Raw genomic sequence first — 21,230 nt, forward strand, 5'->3', positions numbered from 1 at the left:
AAGGGTTGAACTATAGCTTATCATGCACCTGCTTTTTAAGCACACCAAACCTAAATAATAAATTATGAATAAATCATCAACGCGGTTTTTGTCGCTCGATGTGTTTCGTGGCATGACTATCTGCTTTATGATCATCGTAAATACGCCAGGTAGCGGCGCTGCTCCGTTTTCGCCATTAGAACATGCTGCCTGGCATGGCTTTACGCCCACTGATCTTGTATTCCCTTCTTTTTTGTTTGCAGTGGGTAATGCCATGAGTTTCTCCATGAAACGTTACCAGGAAATGGGTAATGCCGCGGTTTTAGGCAAAATATTTAAACGTACCCTGCTTATTTTTTTAATAGGTTACCTCATGTATTGGTTCCCATTTTTTAATTTAAAGGGAGGCCACATTTCCTTATCACCTATTGCAGATACCCGTATCATGGGAGTATTGCAACGTATAGCGTTATGCTATTGCTTTGCCTCGCTTATGATCCATTTTCTGTCAAAGCAATCGGTGGTTGTTTTATCTGTTCTGTTATTAGTTGGCTATTGGATCTTGTTACTGGTTTTTGGCGACCCGAATGATCCCTTGAGTATGACCGGCAATGCCGGTATATTCCTGGACAAGTTTATTCTGGGCGATAGTCACATGTATCACGGCGAAAAAATCGCCTTTGATCCCGAAGGCATCCTGAGTACTCTGCCGGCTATAGTGAATGTGGTTATTGGCTACTACGCCGGTAAATTCATACAACAAAAAGGCAAAGGTTATGATACCATAGCTAAAATGCTGCTTACAGGGGCCTTGTTCATATTTTTGGCCTTGTGCTGGAACATGGTATTCCCGATTAATAAAAAACTGTGGACAAGCTCATTTGTGTTGGTGACTACCGGACTTGACCTGGTGATCCTTTCGTTCCTTGTTTACGCACTTGAGATCAACAACTGGAATAAAGGGAATTGGACCCGTTTTTTTACCATTTTGGGTAAAAACCCATTACCCATTTATGTATTGTCCGAGATATTGGTGATATTCTTTTACATGCTCAGCGTAAAAGGAACCAGTTTTTACGATTGGATAAATACTTCTGTTTACCAGGTAATAGCCCCGGGAGCAATTGGTTCACTGTTGTTTGCTATAAGCTATATGCTTATTTGCTGGTGCGTGGGCTGGATATTGGATAAAAAGAAGATCTATATCCGTGTTTAAATTTTCAACCTAAATATATTACTCAAAGGGTAGCTGTTAATACGGCTGCCCTTTGTTGTATTTTCATCCCCGGTTTGCCAGGAGCTTATAGCCATCAGCCATATCCGGAATTTGCTCAAAACCCAATCCTGGATAACGTTTTTCAATCCTGCCAATATGTGTACAGGCATGCTCCAGGTACTCATCGTCAATTATTTCCTGTATAGCTTTCCTTATGGTTTCATGGCCCAGACTTTTAACAATGATCATATCAGAGGCCCAGAAACTTGCCGAATTAAACTGGGCGATCATTTTTTGAATATTGGGTAATGTAAACAAAGTAGCCACAAACACATCACCGCTTTCCAATATGATGTGTACATCAATATTACCATCAAGTTCGTTGATTTCGTTATATCCCGCCGGAAAAGTGATCTTAAAATTCATCGTACATTTAAAATGTAAAGATAAAACTTGACCCATTATTAAGTTCAACTAATCCATTCTATAATTTATCTAAAATAAAAGCTAATAACTACGTAAATGGCGAGTTAAAAAATAAAATATCAAGTATAAATCTATCGAAAATGAAAATTTGATATAAATAATTGATTTTTTTTAATAAAAACTTGCTTTTTTATCAAAAACACTTCATAAATTACATTTTTAAAAATAACTGATTGATAGATTTCTAATTAATTGTGATTTTATATGGAGGAATCAGCTTATTTTAACCAATACAATCCCATTGGCGATGTATGGGATGAAATGTATGGCGCCAATTGCAGCGTTCGCGACCATTATTTGAAAGTGATCGAGTATATTTCAAAAGAATCGGCCGATGACCTGAACAAAAAGGAAGAACTGGCCAAGAGCCTGTTCATGAGCCAGGGTATTACTTTTACGGTTTATAACAGCGGTGAGGGTATCGAAAAGATATTCCCTTTTGATATCATCCCCCGTATTATTACAGCAAGCGAATGGGCCTTTGTAGAGAAAGGCATCAAACAACGGCTTACCGCCCTTAACCTGTTCCTGAAGGATATTTACAACAACCAATTTATTGTAAAGGATGGCATAGTACCTATTGATATTATTTACTCCTGCCCGCATTTTTTGCGCGAGATGTATCAGCTCAAAGTGCCTTATGATATTTATGTACACATATCTGGCATTGATCTGATCCGAGATGAGGACGGTACTTTTTATGTACTGGAGGATAACCTGCGTACTCCATCTGGCGTAAGCTATATGCTCGAGAACCGCGAGATTACCAAGCGTTTATTCCCCGATCTGTTGCCGCAATGTGGGGTTCGCAGCGTAACCGAATATCCAACCATATTGTATAAAAACCTTTTGGCGCTTTCGCCCAGACAAATATCAAACCCAACCATTGTTTTGCTGAGTCCGGGTATATACAACTCGGCTTATTTTGAGCATACTACCCTGGCCCGCCTCATGGGCGTCGAACTGGTGGAAGGGCGCGACCTGGTGGTTAATAACCATAAGGTATACATGAAAACCACCACCGGCCTGCAGCAGGTAGATGTAATATACCGCCGTGTTGACGACGAGTACCTTGACCCGCTGGTGTTTAACCCCGAAAGCATGCTGGGTGTTGCCGGTATTATGGGCGCTTATCGCAAAGGAAATGTTGCCATAGTAAACGCTATTGGTACCGGCGTTGCCGACGATAAGGCGGTTTATGCCTATGTTCCGGATATGATACGCTACTATCTGAACGAAGAACCCATTCTGAAGAACGTCCCCACCCACCAATTAGGCAACCCAGACGAGCGCGAACATGTATTCAAAAACCTGAACAACATGGTGGTTAAAAAAACCAATGGCAGCGGGGGCTATGGTATGCTCATGGGCCACGCCGCTACTGAACAGGAAATTGACGACTATAAAAAAGAGATCCTGAAAGATCCGCGCAATTTTATTGCTCAGCCCACCATCAGTCTTTCGGCGGCACCTTGTTATATGCAGGGTTTATTAAAACCCCGCCGTGTTGACCTTCGCCCTTATGCGCTTTACGGCCCGGATGGGATTGAAATAGTTCCCGGTGGTCTAACACGTGTTGCCCTCAAAGAAGGCTCGCTGGTAGTGAACAGCTCGCAGGGAGGTGGTAGTAAAGATACCTGGGTGCTGGCCTGATTTGGGATTTCGGAATTTTTATTTCGGATTTAATGGATATCCATTACCTTCCTTATTTAATTCCGCAATCAAACAGGCATCGTAATAATTGAAAATAAATCCGAAATCGAAAATTCGATATCCGAAATAAAAAGATATATGTTAAGCAGGGTTGCAGCAAGTTTTTATTGGTTAAGCCGTTACATTGAGCGCAGCGATGGCATGCTGCGAATGCTCAAAATAAACTACGCCTCATCGCAGGATACTGTACAGGAATTTACCTGGGAACCGGTGATCAGGATATTTGTTGGTCTTCATGAGACCGATGCCGATACCCTGGATAACGATAGCCGGTCGGTTTTAAAATATATGGTTACGGGTAAAAACAACCCTAATTCCATACTCAATATTATTACGCTGGCCCGTGAAAATGCCCGCGGCGTTCAGGAACATATCACCAAGGATCTGTGGCAATGCCTCAATGAGTATTACCATACGGTAAAAGACCCTCGGATTGAGCGTGCCCTACAACGGGAAGACCCTATAGGTGTGCTGGATGTTTTAATAAAACAGGTGATGTTATATTATGGCACTGTGGAGATTACGATGGAACGCGGCGAAGGCCGCAGTTTTATGAACATCGGTAAATACCTGGAACGGGCCATACAATCGGTTGATATCCTGGATACCAAGTTCAGCTCCGTAAGTGATAATCCCAACCTGCTCACCGATACCACTTATTGGAAACACCTGTTACTTTCCTTAGGCGGTTATGAGCTGTACCTGAAAACCTATCGCGAGGGCTTTGAGGCCGAGAATATCCTGGAACAGGTAGTACTCAATAATGATTTCCCGCGGTCGGTTATTTACGCGGTCAACAATATTCAGCGTTACTTCGACAGATTGAAGAATGATACCAATGTGGATACCTACCGGGAAATGTCGTTCCAGATAGGGCGTTTGCAAAGCCGTATTAAATATAGTTCGGTGCGCAGTATTAAACAGGAAGGCCTGCACGGTTTTTTGACCCAGATCCGGACCGAATTATACAACGTAGGGAACTCCCTGAACGAATATTATTTCGCCAATTCATAATTTAATTTGAAGATCATGCCTGAATTTAAAATACAACATATAACCCGCTATACTTATGAAGGCCTGGTACGTGACAGTGCCAATCAGATCATTCTTTTCCCCATAAAAGATGAGTACCAGGATGTGGTAAAACAGGAACTCCATATTACCGGCAACCCGGTTGTTGACACTCATATTGATTATTATGGCAACGAGGTAGGCAGTTTTACCTATAGCGAGCAGCATTCTCAGCTGCTCATCAACTCCAAACTGGATGTGATCACTCGTCAGCGCCCTTTGCCCGTGAACGATATTTTCCCTGAGCAGCAATGGGAAGATCTGAAACGCCTGCAATATATGGTACCCTATATTGATTTTTTAAAGCAGGAATATTTTGAGGGCTTGCCCGAGCTGCAGGTTATTGTAGACCAGGAACGCTCAAAGGACGATACGCCTTACCGGATAGCGCTTCGTTTTTGCAATTATGTTTATCAGAACTTTGAATACATTAAAGGCGTTACCACCGTTGAAACCACGCTCGACGAGGTTTGGAAATTAAAGGCCGGCGTTTGCCAGGATTTTGCCCATATTTTAATGGTGATGCTTCGCCTGCTCAAAATACCGGCACGTTACGTAAGCGGCTATATCTGCACTCACAGCAGCTCCATGCGAGGTGAAGGTGCAACCCACGCCTGGGCCGAGGCCTATATCCCGGATTATGGCTGGCTGGGTATCGACCCTACCAATAACTGCATTGCTAATGAAACCCACGTACGTCTGGCTGTTGGCCGCAGTTTCCCTGACTGCTCACCCGTAAAAGGCGTATATAAGGGGTCGTCGGGGCATAAACTGGAAGTTTCTGTAACGGTTGATGATGAGAACTCCCCTGCTTACGATAACCATACCCTCCATGAAACCGCCCCGTTGCAACCGGTGACCGAATACACCAAAAACAGCTATCAACGACATATGGAGATCATTCAACAGCAACAGCAGCAATGAATTGATGTGCAGATTTCAGATGTGCAGATATGCAGATGAAAAAGTGAATGAAAATCTTCCAATCATCTGCACATCTAAAATCTGCACATTCGCACATCCGGGATTTAAACTTTTTTAAGAGCCGCCATCAGTACTGGGATTCTTGGTACCATTGGATAGGACTGCGATAATTTGCCATTACGGTTATAAATAGCAATATATGGTGTGTTTTTTATCTGGTAATATTTTTGCACCAAATAAGTATATCCTTCGGTACCTATAATGATATTGTGATATTTGGCTAAATCAAAATCGCGCTGAAAAACCTGGATTGCCTTTAGCTGCGTAACAAAAGTTATCATCACGATCTGTACATCCTGCAGGTTTTTTAACTGCGGTTTCAGATCATACATCAAGTGCTGGCAATGGCCGCAATCAGGTTGAAAGTAAATCACCATTACAGGCTTATTCTTTTTCAGGTTGGCCGGGGTAACATACACGCTATCAGTAGTCAATATATGATATGGTGGAATGCCCGTATTGGCACCAAGGGTTTGGGCCTGTGTACAGCCAGCCGCTACAAGCAAACAAAGGAACAGATATATCTTTTTCATTAGATTAATATAGAATTTCATTTAAGCATATTTACGATATTTTTAACTTTCCAGCAACTCCAACTGCCAGGCTATCTGCTCTTCGGTTATTGGGAATAACGCGTTTTCGCGCACGGTATGATAAACCGCGTCAAATAAACCATTATAATTACCCTTGTCTGACGCTATCCATTCCACTGTTTTCTGATTATCAACTCCCATCAGCACCAGTTTACCTTCACTGCCTTCAGGTTCAATGCCAAAACCTTCGTCGGTTGGCTTCATGCCGGCATCCAGTTGTGCTTCCTGCACATCGGTACGCAGCTTTACAAAGCTACCCAGCGTGCCGTGGATAACAAAACCGGGTAAATGTTCGGCTATTAGCAATCCGGAGGTTAAGTATACATTCAGCTGGTTAGGATATGAAAGGTGGATGTTAAAATAATCATCAACTTGCGAGCCGGGGCGGTGCGAAGCTGTTGTTTTTACATAGCTCAGCGGTTTGCCAAATATGCTGATGGCGTTATCCACCAAATGCGCGCCGAGGTCATAAGTAAGTCCATTGCCTGGAGTGTCTTTGGTTTCTTTAAATACTTTAGGGCCAATAGGCATCCGGTACCTGTCCAGCCTGAAATGCACTTCGATCAGTTCGCCCAACCTACCGCTTTCAATTACCTTTTTTACCGAGATAAAGCCACTATCATACCGGCGGTTTTGGTAGATCATCACCTTGAGGTTCAGCTTTTTACCCAAGTCAAACATGGTTTTTACTTCCGCCGATGTTACAGCTGCCGGCTTTTCTATCAGTACATGTTTACCTGCGTTAAGGGCTTGTATGGCATAGTCAAAGTGAGTATTGTTAGGGGTATTAACGATGATCAGTTCAATTTCTTCATCGTTCAGCAATTCATTGGTGGTATTGTAGCTGATCACATCGGGATATACCTTGCCGGCTTTTTTTTCATGGCGCTCAACCACTGCTTTAAAGGTAAAACCAGGATTGGTGGTTAAAAATGGTGCGTGGAATATCCGGCCCGACATGCCGTAGGCCATAAGGCCGGTAACGATTGGTTTTGATGACATAGATAGAATTTATTCAAGCTGAAAGCTCAATGCCCAAGGCCGAAAGCTTTTGCTTATTTATTTTTTAGCCTTATTGCAAAAATCAAACAACGTGTATCTCAAAAATACTTTTTAAACCTCAAATTTTAACAAATTTCTGATCAAAATCGGTACAAAAACGGCTCAAAATTCATTCAAAACCATCGATTTTAACACTTTTTAACAAATCTCTACGCGATTTTAATGCGTTTTGAAAACTTTAAAAAGTATTTGATTATTGACAATCAATGAACTGCGTACCAAACGATCTGTTTTGAACCTTTTTATTCCTTTAACCAAACGGCCCTGCTTACAATTTTCAAAGCAAGCAGGGCCGTGGGTGTGATACACCTAAAGATACGCAATTATTTCTGATTATTTTTGTCTGAATCAGAATTAACAGAATTTAGAATTAACAGAATGGCTTACATAGTATGAAACTGTGAAGTCTTCAATGAAGCTCATCTGCACATGAGCACATTTGCATATCTGCACATCTATCAGTTTATTTCAATCCTTTTTGAATAGACTCTATTTCGGTAAGGTGACCTTTTATTACCGGCAGGGTGTTAGTGGCAAAAGCCTTCAGATCGGCATCCTTGCAGTTTTTGGAGGCATCCTCAAATAATGTGATGGTTTTTTTATGATCATCGATCATGGCATCTACATAAGCCTTATCAAAATCGGTTGCTGATTTGGCCGAAAGATCCGACAGCTTTTTTTGATTATCGTCGCTTGGCGCGGCGGGCAGGGTAATATTTTTGGTTTTGGCGATGCCTATCAATTCCTCGTTGGCCTTGCTGTGGTCTTTCACCATCATTTCGGCAAATGCCTTTACTTTCGGATTAACGGCTTTTTGCTCGGCTACTTTAGCTACGGCTACTTCAGTTAAGCCCCCGTTTGCCGCATCGGTAGCAAATTTGGCGTCGCCCTGGTCAACGGCAATACCGGTTGCTCCGGTTGTTGTGGTATCTTTGGTGGTATTTGCACTGTCAGCATTGTCTTTGCTGTCGGTTTTGGCACCGTTGTTACATGCCTGAAATATCCATGCCGATAGCACGAACATCATCATTAAACTTAATCTTTTCATAGTGAATATATGTTTATATTGTTTTTATAGTCAACAATTTTCACCTGGATAAGTTTTATTTTCTTATTTGTAGAATAATTTAACACAAATAATGCGCCATATCTGCCACGTCAATTGCGAGGCACGAAGCAATGACATGTGAAAGAAGGGGTATAAAAAAGGCCATCATGCTTGCATGATGGCCTTTTGCAACACTATAATATTATTAACTATTCCAATTTAGTCAGCGCGGCTTTTACACGCGGTATCAGTTCCTTAATATCTTCGGCAGTGATAGTACCTACCGAGGCGCGGAACCAGTTTACATCATCGCCGGTACCAAAGGCCGAGAATGGAACCAGGGCCACTTTGGCTTCTTTAATAAGGTAGAAGTTAATATCGGCAGAGTCTTTTAGTATAGTACCGTCGGGCGTAGTTTTGCCGGCGTAATCAATTTTTAAGGTCAAATAGATTGCTCCCATCGGCTGAATAGAATCTACCTGAAAACCTTCGGCTTTTAAAGACTGGAAACCTTCATGCAACGCATTCAGGCTGGATTGAATTTTGGCTTTAAAAGCGGCCAGGTAAGTACCTACCGCGGCATCGTTAGTAATGAAGCTGGCCATAGCTACTTGCTCGGCCTTAGGCGACCATGCACCCATGTGGCCTACAATAGCCTTCATATTATCAATAACATGTGCCGGACCAAAACCCCAGCCTACCCGTACCCCTGTAGAGGCGAAACATTTGGAAGCACCATCGATAAATATGGTATAGTCCTTCAGTTCAGGGCGCAGGGTAACCGGATCAAAATGCTGAAAACTGCCAAAGGTTAGTTGAGAATAGATTTGATCATACATTAAATACAATGGCTTTTCGCCTGCTGCACGGCTTTTATTTTCGGCAATCACCAGGTCGCAAATTTCTTCCAGGTCCTTTTTGGCAAACATGGTACCGGTAGGGTTCAATGGCGAGCATAAAGCCAGCAATGCCGCGCCTTTTAAATGCGGACGGATCTCGTCGGCCGTAGGCATAAAGTTATTTTCGGCAGTAGTTGGTATCATGATAGCCTCGGCGCCTAACAGATCGCTGTAGTGGTTATTGTTCCATGATGGTAAAGGGAATACTACCTTTTCGCCGGGGTTAACAACAGCCAGAAAGGTAGAATAGATCAACGGACGTGAACCACCGGAGATCAGTATTTCATTAGCAGAATAATCCAGGTTAAAGCTCTTTTTTAAAAATGTCGAAACGCTCTGGCGCAGGTCAAGCATCCCATCAGCCGGTGGATAATTGGTTTGGTTGTGGTTATATGCCGCAACAATACCATCCTTCAATTCGGCAGGAATGGGGTAAATATTAGAGTCAAAATCGCCGATGGTTAAATTGGCAATATTCTGGCCTTGTCTTTTCAATTCGTTTATCTCGCCTGCAATCTTGATGATCTCAGAGCCGCGCAGATTTTGAGCTAATACAGAAATACTCATTGGAAATATGAATTTTATGAGCGGCAAATATAGGTATTTGGGGGGATTAAGGATAGAAGGAACAAAGATAAAGGACTTTAGGCGTGTGGAGCGAAAGGGGGAGATTTTAAATAGTTAGTTTGTCATGCTGAACGGAGTGAAGCATCTAATCTGCGACATGCTTGTTGAAGAAGATGCTTCACTCCGTTCAGCATGACAACTTTTTATATTTTATCAATTCCAAATCCCCCTCTTTCCACCGCAGGTGAAGAGAGGGATGTCCGGCGAAGCGCAGACAGGGTGAGTCGACTATACCCCAGGTATACGAGGGGACGCTGAAAGCAAAAGCCATCAACAAAGAAGCGAAAAGTAAACATCTGGAGATCTTTACTTTTCGCTTTAAGCTTTTTGCCTTCGGCTTTCAGTTTACAAATATGCTTTTCTGAGTTTAATAATGCGCATCCAGTGCATCAGTTTCATTACAGGGTAAACCGGATCGATCTCAAACCATTTGGCGCCAAAATTGGCCCTGTTGGGGTTTTTGTGGTGATTGTTCTGAAACAATTCGCCCAGCATTAAAAAATCGAAAGGAGTTGTGTTTTTTGATTTGTCGCCATTGTCAAAATTGGCGTAACCGTATTTATGACCACACCAGTTTACAATAGCGCCATGGATAGGTCCCATTAAAAAGTGGATCGGAATTAACAGGTACATCCACCATTGTGTGGCAAATACCACGTAAAAAGCGATATACAATATGCCAAATGAAATACGCGATACCATGGATGAACCTACGTAGTCAACAAAACGCCACTCGGGTATATTTCCTTTAAAACGTTCTTCGGGGTTTGATAACCTTTTAACGTGCATGCTGTAGCTTTTTGAGGTGTAGATCATCATTTGAAAAACATCCTTAAAAAAATGCGGCGAATGCGGGTCTTTTTCAGTATCGCTGTAAGCATGGTGCTCGCGGTGCATAATGGCATAAGCCCGTGGGTTTAAAAACGAGGAGCCCTGGCAGATATAAGTAAGCAGGTAAAATACACCTTCATAAAACTTGTTCGTAGTGAACATTTTGTGAGAAGCGTACCTGTGTAAAAAGAACGTTTGGAAGAATAGCGACAAAAACCAGTGCGCTATAAAGAATATGATGATTACCACTGAATTAAATAAATTAGAATTTGAATGTTATTTATAATCTTTCCAAAGATACGATTAAAACCGAAATAAAGTTTTTACAGTTTCAGAATGATTACTATTTAACGCAAGAATGGCCATTCTATGTTTAAAAGAATGGCCTTTTTTGAAATAATTCAGAATGGGTAATTGCCTCTCAGATCTTCCCTATTCTGCTATCTCTCTCCACGCGTCATTGCGAGGGACGAAGCAATCCCCGATCAGCAGAGCCACTCTGTATAGTTAGGGATTGCTTCGTACCTCGCAATGACGTGTGAAGTTTAATTGACACTCAGCGCATTATAATTCAAATTGCCGGGCCAGCAATTCATATGATTTTAGCCTGTCATCAAAGTTTTCGGTGATGGTTACGGCCATAATTTCATCCACATCGTAATCTTCGGCCAGCCAGGTTAATTTTTTCTTTATTTCCAATGGTGTACCGGTAATTACGCGATAGCTGTTCTGCCTGATGCGCTCCAGTTCGCTCGGGGTATATACCTCATCCTTTACATCGGCATAACTTAGTGGTACAATGGGACCGCCTTTTTCAAATTGTAAAAAGCGGTGGTCCATCACAGCCCGGTGCTGTTTTATTTTCTCCTCATCCTCCGAGCAAAAAACAAATATGGCTACGTTCACCTCCGGCTGCGCCAGATCATCTGATGGCTGAAAACGTTCGCGGTATAGCTTTACGTTAAGCGGGCCGCCGTTGGGATTTATAAAATGCGCGAAGGAGAAGCCCATACCAAAGTGCGCGGCAAATAAGCCGCTTTGTCCACTGGAGCTCAGCAGCCATTTGTTGGGTACAGTTTTCACCTGCGGGATGGCCCTTATCCTGGCTTGTACGGTACCTGGCTCATAAGTATCATGAAAATAATTGTTCAGATCGGTCAACTGTTCTACAAAATCATCTTCCCTGAACTGGTTTGAGGGATTGAGCACCGAAGCCGTAATACGGTCGGTACCCGGCGCTCGGCCCATGCCCAGATCAATACGACCCGGAAAAAGCGCTTCCAACATCCTGAAGTTTTCGGCAACCTTTAAAGTACTATGATTAGGCATCATGATACCCCCCGAGCCAATACGCATGCGCTGGGTTTGTGAAGCCAGGTAGGCAATGAGCACCTCGGGTGTTGAGCCAGCCAGGATGCCGGTGTTATGATGCTCGGAAACCCAGTAACGGGTATAGCCAAGCTGTTCGGTATATTTTGCTAATTCGATGGTTTCTTTTACGGCCTGCTCGGCAGTAGCCCCTTTTCTTATCGGCGACTGATCGAGCACGCTTAAACGGATTTTCTTTGTGTCCATAATATGATAAACACAAATGTAATAATAGGGTTGATGCCCGGGTTTATAAGGGGCTTTTTATGGCATTGGGATTACTTTGTTAGTGTGGGAGTGGGTGTCGGTGCCAGAGCAGGATTGGATATGAGATGCGCGACTGAATGAGAGCGCGGGGTGTCGGTGTGAGAGTGAGGCGCATAGCTTTGTCCTCACGCACCTCGTTCACACACCCGCACTTATACACACCTCAACTAATCAATAAAATGATAAAGGAAAACCACATCTCCGGAAAAGGCGGGTTTCTTTTGGCCTTCAATTTCCAATTCAACGGCCATGGTAGCTTTGGTAACGCCGCGCAGGTTAATGAGGTTGAAAAGCCTTACCTTCAATCGTACTTTGTCATTCACCAGCACCGGCTGTGCAAAGCGCAGGGTTTCTATACCATAATTGATCTCCATTTTGAGGTTACGGATATCGGCCACTTGTTTCCACAGATACGGAATAAGCGACAGTGTTAAATAACCATGGGCAATGGTTGTTTTGAAAGGGCTTTCGACCGCGGCTTTTTCCGGATCGGTATGGATCCATTGATGATCGAGCGTGGCATCGGCAAATTTATTGATCTGCTCCTGCGTAATGATATGCCAGTCGGATACGCCCAGTTCATTACCTAATTGCGCTTCAAACTCGTTATAGTTATTTACAATGATCATCAGTATGCTGTTATAATTTGTACAGCAAAGTAATAAATTAATTATGTGAACTGGTATAAAATTATCAATCGCCTAAAAGAGCCCTTAAACTATCTAAAGTATCGGCTTCCTCTTTGGGTTTGTCATGCCGCCATCGCAATATCCGTGGAAAACGCAGGGCTATGCCCGATTTATGCCGCGTTGATCTGTTAATCCCTTCAAAGCCTATCTCAAACACCAGTTCGGGCTTTACGGTACGTACCGGACCAAATTTTTCGATGGTGTTGCGCTTGATAAAATAATCAACCTTGCTGATCTCGGCATCTGTAAGGCCCGAATAAGCTTTGGCAAAAGGCACCAGCTTATCCCCATCCCAAACAGCAAAGGTATAATCGGTATACAAGTCCGCCCGGCGACCATGACCTTTCTGCGCGTAGATCATCACGGCATCAACCGACAGCGGATCGATCTTCCACTTCCACCAATCGCCCCGGCGGCGGCCTACCTGGTAAGCGGCGTTTTTTCGCTTGAGCATAATACCTTCAGCTATCATAGCACGTGATTGCTCCCGGATACTTCCCAGTTCGTCCCAGGTATCAAATTTTATTAATGCCGAAATCCGGAACACTTCCGGATATGGGGTAACTACCTGTAGCTGCTCCAGTATGGCCCGTCTTTCCGTTTGGATTTTATAGCGGATATCTTCGCCCTTGTATTCCAGGCAATCATAGGCTATCACGGCCACCGGACTCTCTTCCAGTATCTTTTTACTCAGGTTTTTGCGACCGATACGGGTTTGCAGCACATTGAAGGGCATGGGTTGCCCGTTTTGAAAACTCAGGATCTCACCGTCGATCACCGTACCATCGGGCAGGGCGTTTAAAAATGGATGCAGCTCCGGAAACTTTTCGGTAGCCAGATCCTCACCCCTGCTCCATATAAATATTTCGCCACTCCTTTTGATGAGTTGGGCACGTATCCCGTCCCATTTCCATTCGGCCTGCCAATCAGCGGCATCGCCCAGGGCAGCGCCAACCTCGGCAGGTGTTTTCTGTTTTTCGGATGTTTCCTGTATAGGATAGGCCAGGAAAAACGGATATGGCCGTGATATATTTTCGGCGGTATCCTGTTCATCCATCAATTGGGCGTATTGATAGGTTTCGGGCATCCAGCTACCCATAATACGGTGGGTAAGTACGGTAGCTTTCAGTCCGGAAATATCAGCAAGCGCTTTGATCACCAGGTTTTGTGATACCCCCACCCTGAAGCTGCCCGTCAGCAGTTTATTAAATACAAACCGTTCCTGGCTATCCAACATGGCCCATGAATCCAGTAGCCAAAGCTTTTTTTCGGCTTCAGTTTTATCATTCAGCGCGTTGATCTCGGCTATCCATTCGGTGAGGGTTTTATTACTGCTGTTGGCAGTTTCGGGCATCAGCAGCGCCATGGTTTCGGCCAGATCGCCCACTACATGATAACTTTCCTCGAACAGCCAGGCCGGTATATTTGATGCTTCGATGGCCCAGTTACGCACCAGAGTGGAATTGATCTGCCGCTTGGGTTTACGCCCGGTAAACAGGGCGAGCATGTGCATTTTGTCGGTATCGGGCACAGAATTAAAATAATCCTTCAATACCCTTACCTTTTCATTGGTCTTATTGGTTTCATCTAACGATAAGAAGAGTTGGGCGAAGGCTTTCATGAAACCCCTCCTAAATCCTCCCCAAAGGGGAGGACTTCATTAGCATTTTTATCAGAACTGTCAAACTCATCCTCCTTTGGGGGAGGCTGGGAGGAGGTTTCCCCTTCGGGGAGGTTGGAGGGGCCTTCATCGTCCCCGTATAAAGTATGCACCTCATGAGCATCAAAGCCTATCTCATTTAAATACCTGGCGAATGTGGCGGTATAGCCATGCGTAAGGTAAACGCTTTCGCAACCTGTATCATCGATGGCGCTGATGAGCCCGTTCCAATCAGCGTGATCCGAGAGTACAAAACCGCGATCCGCAGCCCGCCGGCGTTTGGCCCCGCGAATGGCCATCCAGCCCGAGCAATAGCCAAAACTATAGGGATGGAACTTGCGCATCCAGGGCGTACCCACGGATGATGGCGGCGCCAGGACAATTCCTTTTCTCACTTCCTCCTTAACAGAGTCAGGCGTAATTCTTTCCGTTGGATTTAACAATACTCCGTTACGGCGCAAGGCTTCGTTTGTATTTTCGATAACGCCATGTGTGTATACTTTGCCATTAAACAGGTCCAGGTTTTGCAGGATGCGCTGCGCTTTGCCTAACGAATAGCCTACCAGCACAGTAGCTACGCCGTTGTGTAAATTAGCGCGCCACCAGTTATTGATATCTTCAAATACCTGCACTTGCGGTTTCCAGGTATAAACCGGCATGCCGAAGGTACATTCCGAAATAAAGTGATGACATTTTACCGGTTCAAACGGCGCCGAAATGCCATCGTCCTCTACCTTATAATCGCCGGATACTACCCAAACCTCACCCTGGTATTCAACCCTAACCTGTGCCGACCCGATCACATGACCTGCCGGGTATAGCGAAATGGATACGCCGTTCTTCATTACCGTTTCACCGTATTCCACGATTTGCAGCTGTATTTCGCCCAGCCGGTAAAGTAATACTTCTTTTGATAAGTGATGTGCCAGGTAGCGTTTGTTTCCCGGATAGGCATGGTCGGCATGGGCATGAGTGATCACGGCATCGTCAACCGGTTTCCAGGGGTCGATATAGAACTTGCCCCGGGAACAGTAAATCCCCTGGTCGGTAAACTCTAATAATGGTTTCTTAGCCATGGTGTTAACATAACCTACGGAAAGCAAATTGGTTTGCCCCCTATTCCCCCGAAAGGAGAAAACAAAAATGTGCAGATGTGCAAATTTCAGATATGCAGATTTTTATATTCCGCTTAATCCTCATTATTTGCATATCTGCACATCTACAATCTGCACATCCCAACTCCCTTTAGGGGGCTGGTGGGCTTATGGCTTTGTGCTTGTTAGCTTGGGCTCCAGACTAATGTAATCAGTCATGATCTGACCGGCTTCGCGTTTTACAAAGTCAAGATCTTCGTCTTTTGGTTTGGCCTGGCCTTTTTTAAGAGCCGGTAATCCTAAAGCTATCCTGCGCAGGTTATTGCGTTCAAAGGCTTTCTTCTCGTCGGCATCGCGTTGTTTCTTTAAGGCCGCTTCGTTCAAGGTTACGCTATCTTCAGCATCGTGTTTTTTGAAATCGGCTATATCTTCCAGCATGTATTTATAGCTGTCGCTGGTGGTCATACGCTGATCGTGCAATTTCTGCAATTGCGGTAAAACCGTGTTAAAGTTGCCCACTTTAGTAAAGTCGGTTTTGGGGATGATGTCAAATGGCATAGCCGAAGGCTCGGTATCTTCACCATATTTATCCAGCGGAATTAATGATGGGAATGAAATATCCGGCGTTACACCTTTATGCTGTGTTGAGTTACCACTAATGCGGTAAAATTTGGCAATGGTTAAGTTAAGCTGCCCATAGGTACTTTGGCTACCGGTTGATATGGCTTTTTTTCCTCCGGTTGCCGCGCCGGCCAGCTGGTTAATTTTATCGCGTATCGGCGAACCTAAGATGCGGTCCAGATCAATAGCGCTTTGAACCGATCCTTTACCATAGGTTTGTGTACCCATAATAATACCACGGCCATAATCCTGTATCGCACCGGCAAATATTTCGGATGCCGAAGCGCTGAAACGATCAACCAGGATACTTAGCGGGCCAGAATAGGCCACTGCCGCGTCATCGTCTTTATCAACCTCTATCTGTCCCTGGGTATCTTTTACCTGCACTACCGGACCGGTTTTGATGAATAAGCCGGTAAGCTCAATAGCTTCCATTAAGGAACCACCGCCATTTTCGCGCAGGTCTATAACTACACCATCTATATTTTGTTGTTTCAGGGAGTCAAGTATCAGCTTCACATCATGTGTGGTGCTCTTGTAATTGGGGTTACCTGCTTTATAATCGTTAAAGTCGATATAAAAAGCAGGAATGGATATTACTCCTATTTTAACCGTTTTACCGTTGCTGTTGTAAGTTCGTATTTCTTTTTTAGCCGATTGATCTTTCAAGATGATCTTTTCGCGTACCAATTCTACAACCTTAGGTTTGGCTCCTGCACTTGCACCAGCAGGTAATATCTCCAGCTTAACCACAGTTCCTTTTGATCCGCGGATGATGGCAATAGCGTTATCAACCCTCCAGCCTATGATGTTTTGAAATTCACCGGTTTTACCTTGTGCTACGCCAACTATACGGTCGTTAATGTTAACCTGGTGACTTTTATCGGCCGGTCCGCCCGGTACTATGGTTTTAATAGTTACATACTCGTTCTCTGTCAGCAGCGATGCACCGATACCTTCTAACTGGCGCGACATTTCGATATTAAAGTTTGCCGCGTTTGATGGATTAAAGTAATTGGTGTGCGGATCTATAGCCTCGGTAAAGGCATCCATAAAATACTGAAAAACATCCTGGTTGGATAACTTATTGGCTTGCGTTAATAAATTCTGGTAACGCTTTTTTAGTGTTTCCTTGTTTTTAGCCATATCGCTGGTGGCCAGTTTCAGGTTCAGCAGATCGTATTTTACACGTTGTGTCCACATGGCATCCATGTCGGCCTGTGTAGCGGGCCATGGCAACTTATCGCGGTCATAAACAAAGTTTTCGTTTTTATTGAAATCAAAATTGTTATTGATCTGTGCCAGGGAATAATTCACATGCTCCAGATATCTTTTTTGAAAAACATTAAAGATATAAAACGCATCATTCAAGTTGCCACTTTTCAGGTCGTCGTCTAAAACTGTTTTATATTTTTCAAAATCTTTGATATCCGATGCTAAAAAATAGCTATGATTTTCGTCCAATAATTTAATGTAACGATCAAAAACAACGGTTGAAATAGAATCATTCAGATCAACCTTTTTATAGTTATGGTTTAATATCAATGAGGTGATCTGCTTACAAACAACGCTTTGTTGTTCATCAGGTTGCAGATCGGTGGAGCCAGGGACTTTTATTGGTTTTGACGGCGACGCTTTACAAGCAAGCGCGGCAGCCAGTAGCAATACTAAATATACTTTCTTCAACATATCTTTTACTGTAGTTAAATCGGGGTTTGTGTAAAACATCAATACTTGTGCCTTTTATTAATTTGCTAATGTAAATAAAAAGAGACAGTGAAATACTGTCTCTTAATTACAATAACAATTATACGATAATGTTTTGCTTGTAGTATATAACTACCAGCATTTTACGCTATTGTTACATAAAAATTTTACTTTATAGCTGGTGTGGCGTCAGTGTCAGGGGTTTCGGCGTAGCGGATCTCGGTTTTTAAACGGGTTTTGTTCTCTTCCAGGTAACGCATTTGTTTATCAACCGCCGCTACATCCATGGTAAGGCCCAATGAATTAGCAATGGTACGGGCCTCCAACAGATCCTGCTTGGCCTGGGGGAAATCGCCATAGCCTGTTTTTACCGCGGCCAGGTTAATGAGGTTAGTGATAGTATGCCGGTTATCATTTTGCTGGCGCGAGATCTGCAAACTTTGCAGCAAATACCATTTAGCTTCAGATAACCTATTCTGTTTCAGATACATCTGAGCCAGATCACTAAAGTTATAACTGGCCGAATTATAAACCCGGAAACGCATATTATGCTGGGCCGTTTTCATTACCGATGCTTCCATCAGGAAAAGCGCGTATGGAGTGCGTTCTATTTTAGCGTACAAGATCTTAGGTTTCGCGATCTGGGAAACAGGCAGTCTTTTGATAGAATGATCTTTCAAAAGCGCGATCTGCGGATAGCGTTCATGCTTCCTGAAGGGGTTGTACTTATACCACTGTGCAGATGCAGAAAGGCTAAGTGAACATAAGAATACAAGTAAAATGATTCTCATTTAATCTTTTTAACTGGGTTTAATTTAAATTAATCAGTAAACAAATATAATAATATAAATATTATTATATGCAATACCCTGTATGTGGGCTGTTATGCAACCAGCTCCTTTAACGCAGGAAAGCAACCTAATGTTATAATTAATTATTTTAATTTAGACGCTACTTGAATTGATTCAGACTATTTATGTAGCATGTAAAAATCATTGCAGTTGACTTTAGTCAACGGGATAATGACTGAAAAACAAGAGGCTTTTAGCCAAAATACCGCTTGGATAATTGGGCTGAAGCCCGCCTTAATACTTTCTTTTACCGTTGACTAAAGTCAACGGCAATGAATAACAGCTCCTATTCAAAAACCTCTACATCGCCGTCATGCAAGGCCCAAACCATATAGGGGTGGGTATCGGCATGATAAATATGACCGTCGGCTGATATTCCGACGATGCCTGCAAAACCGTTAAAAGGCTTTAATTCATCCAATGATTTATCGGTGGCAGCAGATATAGGCAGACCATCGGTAACCCGGGTTACAATTTTTGAAGCGACTGAACCGCTTACAATATCCTCCCCAACACCGGTGCAGGATATACCTGCATAAGCATTGGCATAATTACCGGCAGTAGTGGCCGAATCACTTACACGGCCCGGTATTTCAAAACCTTTACCTCCGGTTGAAGTAGCCGCCGCCAGATCGCCATAAATATCAAGGGCTACGCAGCCTACGGTACCCAAGCGTATAGAATCGCGCAATTTTTGTTCATACTCATGCCTGCGCTGTGGTGTTTCAGGATTATAATACCCTATGCCATTTTCGGTAGCAAAATCACGGGCACCCTTGCCGCTCAGCACCCGATCATCATAGGTTAATAACTTTTCGGCTATACAAATGGGGTTTTTAACATCCTCGATATTAATCACGCCCGAAAAGCGCTGCGTTTTACCATCCATCAGCGAAGCACTCAGTCTGATCTTGCCATCGCTCTGGATCTGTGAACCGGTACCTGCATTAAAAAGATCACAATCTTCCAGCAACCTAACCGTGTATACTACCGTTTCCAGCGCGTTATGGGTTTGCAGGTATTTGTGACCGGCCTCTACTATTTCTTTCAAAGCCTGTTGCTTGGCCTGCTTTACTTCCTGATTGGTTCGCGATTCGCTAAAGAAACCGCCGTGTATAATGATCTTCATATTAAACTGAGTTAATTGATCAAAGTTGTATAACTATAACTCTTTTGTGATGGGTTTATTTTGGGTGTATCCGGTAAGCCTATCGGCGATCGACTCACCCGGTCGTTGCTTCGCTCGACCACCCTCTCTTCGCCTTCGGCGGAAAGAGGGACGCTTTTTTTATTTTAGCCCTCCCCTCCGGGGAGGGTTGGGTGGGGTTTTATTGCAACAAATCGCTATCGGGAGCCTGTATAAAAACACCCTCTTCTACTTTCACCGTTTTTTTGATGATCAAACGGTGTTCAGAGAGGTCATATATATCAAATATAGACATGACGTGTACTTTGAGGTTATCGATAGATACCGGCGAGCCCATCTCCACGTCATAAATATTGGTTGCCACAATATTACGGCCATCTACCAGGATAATTAGTCCCGAACCAATAGCTTCCATCATACTGCCTTCGGTGATCAGCAAACCGGTATCCTCGCCTAAACCAATACCTAAAATGCCGGGATTAGTAGCTACGGCGTACATTAACCGGCCAATACGGCCACGCTGTACAAAGTGGGTATCCACAATTACCGAGTCGATAAAACCCAAGCCAGCCGTGATCTGCACTTCGCCTTTGATCAGGGCCTCGTTGCTTTGACCCCGGTATATCATGTGTGTGGAGGCCGCCGCCGCGCCTGCCGAAGTACCGGCTATCACAAAGTTTTCGTTCTGATAACGTCGTTTCAGGATCTGTAAAAATTCGGTGCCGCCAAAAATGGCTGTAAGCCTCAGTTGGTCGCCTCCACTAAACATCACCACATCTGCCTTGCGAATCCGGTTGAGATATTCAGGGTTACCCGCATCCTCCCGGCTTTTAATATGCAATACGTTTACATTGGTTACATTCAGCTGCCCAAAAGCCTTCACATACTCATTGCCAACAAGCTCCGGAATCTGCGAGGCTGTGGTTATTACTTCAATTAATGAGCCTTCGTGTTTGTCAGATTCTGTAATAATTCGCTTTAAAATTCCCTGCTCAAAAAATTTAATATAGTCGGGCTGCATGATGTGCTCCTGGATGGTCACGTTACTTCCCATGTCAACAGCTCCGCCTATAATGATTAGTTTTCCTTTCGGGACAGTCATAGTTCTTTTGTTTAGTTGCAGGGGCTGATTGGGCTATATCAGGCCGACCGAGTGAGCCTAAATTGGGCAATATGCCATAAATAACCTTTTACTCCGTCAACTTTTTCACCTAATCAACCGGTTTTAAATACAAATTAAGATAAAAACCCGCACAAACGTAGGCTGTTGTGAACATTTAATGCTTTTTACCTTCAAAAGTTTTATTTACACTATTA

At 43.6% G+C, this 21,230-nt stretch carries 18 protein-coding genes; 4 read left to right on the forward strand and 14 right to left on the reverse strand.

All coding sequences use genetic code 11. From position 1 onward, the window contains the following. Nucleotides 1-64: 64 nt before the first annotated feature. Nucleotides 65-1,195: an acyltransferase family protein gene (locus AB6735_RS16150; protein ID WP_370996880.1), complete on the forward strand. Its 1,131-nt coding sequence runs from the start codon at nucleotides 65-67 to the stop codon at nucleotides 1,193-1,195. 63 nt (nucleotides 1,196-1,258) lie between these two features. Here AB6735_RS16150 and AB6735_RS16155 read toward each other — a convergent pair whose 3' ends face one another. Further along, nucleotides 1,259-1,621, reverse strand: a complete 363-nt coding sequence (locus tag AB6735_RS16155; RefSeq protein ID WP_370996881.1) for a hypothetical protein — start codon at nucleotides 1,619-1,621, stop codon at nucleotides 1,259-1,261. A gap of 264 nt (nucleotides 1,622-1,885) precedes the next feature. On the opposite strand from AB6735_RS16155, the gene AB6735_RS16160 reads away from it, so the two are divergent. From AB6735_RS16160 to AB6735_RS16170, 3 genes are all read left to right on the forward strand, one after another. After that, nucleotides 1,886-3,334: a circularly permuted type 2 ATP-grasp protein gene (locus AB6735_RS16160; RefSeq protein ID WP_370996882.1), complete on the forward strand. Its 1,449-nt coding sequence runs from the start codon at nucleotides 1,886-1,888 to the stop codon at nucleotides 3,332-3,334. A 138-nt stretch (nucleotides 3,335-3,472) separates the two neighbouring features. Continuing rightward, the gene (locus tag AB6735_RS16165) at nucleotides 3,473-4,408 is read left to right on the forward strand and encodes an alpha-E domain-containing protein (protein ID WP_076373942.1); all 936 of its coding nucleotides are present in this window, start codon (nucleotides 3,473-3,475) and stop codon (nucleotides 4,406-4,408) included. Nucleotides 4,409-4,423: 15 nt separating this feature from the next. Beyond that, nucleotides 4,424-5,389, forward strand: a complete 966-nt coding sequence (locus AB6735_RS16170; RefSeq protein WP_370996883.1) for a transglutaminase domain-containing protein — start codon at nucleotides 4,424-4,426, stop codon at nucleotides 5,387-5,389. 104 nt (nucleotides 5,390-5,493) lie between these two features. Here the strand turns inward: AB6735_RS16170 and AB6735_RS16175 are convergent, their stop codons facing one another. From AB6735_RS16175 to AB6735_RS16235, 13 genes are all read right to left on the reverse strand, one after another. Further along, nucleotides 5,494-5,982: a TlpA family protein disulfide reductase gene (locus AB6735_RS16175; protein ID WP_370996884.1), complete on the reverse strand. Its 489-nt coding sequence runs from the start codon at nucleotides 5,980-5,982 to the stop codon at nucleotides 5,494-5,496. Nucleotides 5,983-6,024: 42 nt separating this feature from the next. After that, the gene (locus AB6735_RS16180; protein WP_370996885.1) at nucleotides 6,025-7,044 is read right to left on the reverse strand and encodes a Gfo/Idh/MocA family oxidoreductase; all 1,020 of its coding nucleotides are present in this window, start codon (nucleotides 7,042-7,044) and stop codon (nucleotides 6,025-6,027) included. Between the two features lie 523 nt (nucleotides 7,045-7,567). Continuing rightward, a complete protein-coding gene (locus tag AB6735_RS16185; RefSeq protein ID WP_370996886.1) occupies nucleotides 7,568-8,152 on the reverse strand; it encodes a DUF4142 domain-containing protein in 585 nt (194 codons plus the stop codon). Between the two features lie 209 nt (nucleotides 8,153-8,361). Then, the gene (locus AB6735_RS16190; protein ID WP_370996887.1) at nucleotides 8,362-9,618 is read right to left on the reverse strand and encodes a pyridoxal phosphate-dependent aminotransferase; all 1,257 of its coding nucleotides are present in this window, start codon (nucleotides 9,616-9,618) and stop codon (nucleotides 8,362-8,364) included. A gap of 405 nt (nucleotides 9,619-10,023) precedes the next feature. Then, a complete protein-coding gene (locus AB6735_RS16195) occupies nucleotides 10,024-10,758 on the reverse strand; it encodes an acyl-CoA desaturase (RefSeq protein WP_370996888.1) in 735 nt (244 codons plus the stop codon). A 315-nt stretch (nucleotides 10,759-11,073) separates the two neighbouring features. Beyond that, nucleotides 11,074-12,084: an LLM class flavin-dependent oxidoreductase gene (locus tag AB6735_RS16200; protein WP_370996889.1), complete on the reverse strand. Its 1,011-nt coding sequence runs from the start codon at nucleotides 12,082-12,084 to the stop codon at nucleotides 11,074-11,076. A gap of 227 nt (nucleotides 12,085-12,311) precedes the next feature. Then, nucleotides 12,312-12,773 carry a MaoC family dehydratase gene (locus AB6735_RS16205; protein WP_370996890.1) on the reverse strand — a complete coding sequence of 154 codons (462 nt, stop codon included), beginning with the start codon at nucleotides 12,771-12,773 and terminating at the stop codon, nucleotides 12,312-12,314. Nucleotides 12,774-12,837: 64 nt separating this feature from the next. Then, the gene (locus AB6735_RS16210) at nucleotides 12,838-14,454 is read right to left on the reverse strand and encodes an ATP-dependent DNA ligase (RefSeq protein ID WP_370996891.1); all 1,617 of its coding nucleotides are present in this window, start codon (nucleotides 14,452-14,454) and stop codon (nucleotides 12,838-12,840) included. Further along, entirely contained in the window at nucleotides 14,451-15,569 is a 1,119-nt protein-coding gene (locus AB6735_RS16215; protein ID WP_370996892.1) for a ligase-associated DNA damage response exonuclease, read from the reverse strand. The genes AB6735_RS16210 and AB6735_RS16215 overlap by 4 nt, the downstream gene beginning before the upstream one ends. A 186-nt stretch (nucleotides 15,570-15,755) precedes the next feature. Continuing rightward, nucleotides 15,756-17,897, reverse strand: a complete 2,142-nt coding sequence (locus tag AB6735_RS16220) for a carboxy terminal-processing peptidase (protein ID WP_370996893.1) — start codon at nucleotides 17,895-17,897, stop codon at nucleotides 15,756-15,758. Nucleotides 17,898-18,082: 185 nt separating this feature from the next. Further along, nucleotides 18,083-18,706 (reverse strand): tetratricopeptide repeat protein, encoded by a 624-nt coding sequence (locus AB6735_RS16225; protein ID WP_370996894.1) that lies wholly within the window; start codon nucleotides 18,704-18,706, stop codon nucleotides 18,083-18,085. Nucleotides 18,707-19,052: 346 nt separating this feature from the next. Further along, on the reverse strand, nucleotides 19,053-19,895 hold the full coding sequence (locus AB6735_RS16230) for an isoaspartyl peptidase/L-asparaginase (RefSeq protein ID WP_370996895.1): 843 nt from the start codon (nucleotides 19,893-19,895) through the stop codon (nucleotides 19,053-19,055). Nucleotides 19,896-20,094: 199 nt separating this feature from the next. Then, the gene (locus tag AB6735_RS16235; RefSeq protein ID WP_370996896.1) at nucleotides 20,095-21,015 is read right to left on the reverse strand and encodes a cyanophycinase; all 921 of its coding nucleotides are present in this window, start codon (nucleotides 21,013-21,015) and stop codon (nucleotides 20,095-20,097) included. Between the last annotated feature and the right edge of the window lie 215 nt (nucleotides 21,016-21,230).

Source organism: Mucilaginibacter sp. RCC_168 (assembly GCF_041355315.1).
In the GTDB taxonomy this organism is placed as follows: domain Bacteria; phylum Bacteroidota; class Bacteroidia; order Sphingobacteriales; family Sphingobacteriaceae; genus Mucilaginibacter.

Excerpts from the sequence above, each read along its gene's own strand:
- AB6735_RS16150 (WP_370996880.1), top strand. The coding sequence starts at position 65 with ATGAATAAATCATCAACGCGGTTTTTGTCGCTCGATGTGTTTCGTGGC.
- AB6735_RS16200 (WP_370996889.1), bottom strand. The coding sequence starts at position 12,084 with ATGGACACAAAGAAAATCCGTTTAAGCGTGCTCGATCAGTCGCCGATA.
- AB6735_RS16225 (WP_370996894.1), bottom strand. The coding sequence starts at position 18,706 with ATGAGAATCATTTTACTTGTATTCTTATGTTCACTTAGCCTTTCTGCA.
- AB6735_RS16220 (WP_370996893.1), bottom strand. The coding sequence starts at position 17,897 with ATGTTGAAGAAAGTATATTTAGTATTGCTACTGGCTGCCGCGCTTGCT.
- AB6735_RS16190 (WP_370996887.1), bottom strand. The coding sequence starts at position 9,618 with ATGAGTATTTCTGTATTAGCTCAAAATCTGCGCGGCTCTGAGATCATC.
- AB6735_RS16180 (WP_370996885.1), bottom strand. The coding sequence starts at position 7,044 with ATGTCATCAAAACCAATCGTTACCGGCCTTATGGCCTACGGCATGTCG.
- AB6735_RS16205 (WP_370996890.1), bottom strand. The coding sequence starts at position 12,773 with ATGATCATTGTAAATAACTATAACGAGTTTGAAGCGCAATTAGGTAAT.
- AB6735_RS16165 (WP_076373942.1), top strand. The coding sequence starts at position 3,473 with ATGTTAAGCAGGGTTGCAGCAAGTTTTTATTGGTTAAGCCGTTACATT.
- AB6735_RS16235 (WP_370996896.1), bottom strand. The coding sequence starts at position 21,015 with ATGACTGTCCCGAAAGGAAAACTAATCATTATAGGCGGAGCTGTTGAC.
- AB6735_RS16160 (WP_370996882.1), top strand. The coding sequence starts at position 1,886 with ATGGAGGAATCAGCTTATTTTAACCAATACAATCCCATTGGCGATGTA.
- AB6735_RS16210 (WP_370996891.1), bottom strand. The coding sequence starts at position 14,454 with ATGAAAGCCTTCGCCCAACTCTTCTTATCGTTAGATGAAACCAATAAG.
- AB6735_RS16155 (WP_370996881.1), bottom strand. The coding sequence starts at position 1,621 with ATGAATTTTAAGATCACTTTTCCGGCGGGATATAACGAAATCAACGAA.
- AB6735_RS16230 (WP_370996895.1), bottom strand. The coding sequence starts at position 19,895 with ATGAAGATCATTATACACGGCGGTTTCTTTAGCGAATCGCGAACCAAT.
- AB6735_RS16175 (WP_370996884.1), bottom strand. The coding sequence starts at position 5,982 with ATGAAAAAGATATATCTGTTCCTTTGTTTGCTTGTAGCGGCTGGCTGT.
- AB6735_RS16185 (WP_370996886.1), bottom strand. The coding sequence starts at position 8,152 with ATGAAAAGATTAAGTTTAATGATGATGTTCGTGCTATCGGCATGGATA.
- AB6735_RS16215 (WP_370996892.1), bottom strand. The coding sequence starts at position 15,569 with ATGGCTAAGAAACCATTATTAGAGTTTACCGACCAGGGGATTTACTGT.
- AB6735_RS16170 (WP_370996883.1), top strand. The coding sequence starts at position 4,424 with ATGCCTGAATTTAAAATACAACATATAACCCGCTATACTTATGAAGGC.